The sequence below is a fragment of the Polaribacter litoreus genome, from assembly GCF_054584775.1.
This window is the reverse complement of record NZ_JBTLRD010000080.1, coordinates 1-1,168: the sequence shown is the minus strand read 5'-3', so window position 1 is coordinate 1,168 and position 1,168 is coordinate 1. Positions and strand designations below refer to the sequence as shown.

Sequence of the window (1,168 nt, the reverse complement as noted above, 5' to 3'; positions counted from 1 at the left end):
ACGTTAGCACCAATTAATTGCCTTGAAGAATATTATATACATTTTATTATTAACAATTACCTCTAGTTTAATTGCTTGGTTTTATGTTGAATCGAACGACGGATTTGGAAAAGGAGATGTTTTACCTTTTACTTTTTATTCATTTATTTTATCATCGTTTTCCCTATCAATAATTGGACTTTATCAAAAAGCATTTGAAAAAGTGCATTACTTTTTCGGTTTTACACTTTCAATCATTTTTTCTATTGTACAAACCATTCTTTTCATTCTAATTTTATGGTTTGTATTTGGACCTTGGATTGGAGCAATTAGCTTTCCTTTCCAAATATGTTGGCTAATCGGAGTTAATGTTGCTAATCTATTCCTACTAACTAAATCTCAAAGTAAATTTAATACTCGTCATCTTTTTATTATTTTTATAGTTGTCGGGTTATCGATTGCAGTTTATAAAATAACTTATCAGGTAAAAGATAATCTAGCTGAAAATCAAAATTATGATATAATTTGTCTTTCACATTCACCAAATGAAGAAGGAAAATCGAGTATTCAAGACCTTATAAATTATGGATTATCTGAAAATGAAGCCAGAGTAATTCTCGAGCAAAACTTGACTGGAAGTTTTTGGACTGATACTTTTTTTAGAGTTTCTCAATCTAAACTGATTTCAACTGATCATCCAAATTATGATTTCTATAAATTGGAAAAAAATGCTGGAAATGAAATTGAATTTACTTTTGGCAATAAACTAAATTCAACTATTAATTTAAATTCAAATAAAATCATAATCGTTATGAATCACCCCTTAACTGAACCATTTGAGTTCAAGGAACCTTTAAACACATCTATGATAATTATTCAAGATACTATTGGAAACGGGTTTAAAGAAATTCGATTCAGCGAAAAAAAGAATTTAAAGAAAATAACAATACAAGAAACTGATTTTCGAGGTTTCCCATATTCTACCTCAATTGAACTTAATTTGAAAGAACGTGGTGAATTTAATATTCACGGATTTCAATGGTTAAAAAAATAACAGGTGCTAACACCGTATATAATTTATTGCTAGTTCTAGCCTGCTTACGAAAATCCTCGCGGATTTTCTATTCGGTTTTTATTTGGTAAATTAGGTGCTTAAATCACGCAACAAATCATATACAACAACGTTAGG

The 1,168-nt window shown here is 28.8% G+C and carries 1 protein-coding gene; it reads left to right on the top strand.

Features of this window, described 5'->3' with window-relative positions; genetic code table 11:
* The first annotated feature begins 22 nt into the window (after positions 1-22).
* A complete protein-coding gene (locus tag ACW9UN_RS17235; protein ID WP_459487612.1) occupies positions 23-1,033 on the top strand; it encodes a hypothetical protein in 1,011 nt (336 codons plus the stop codon).
* The last annotated feature ends 135 nt before the right edge of the window (positions 1,034-1,168 follow it).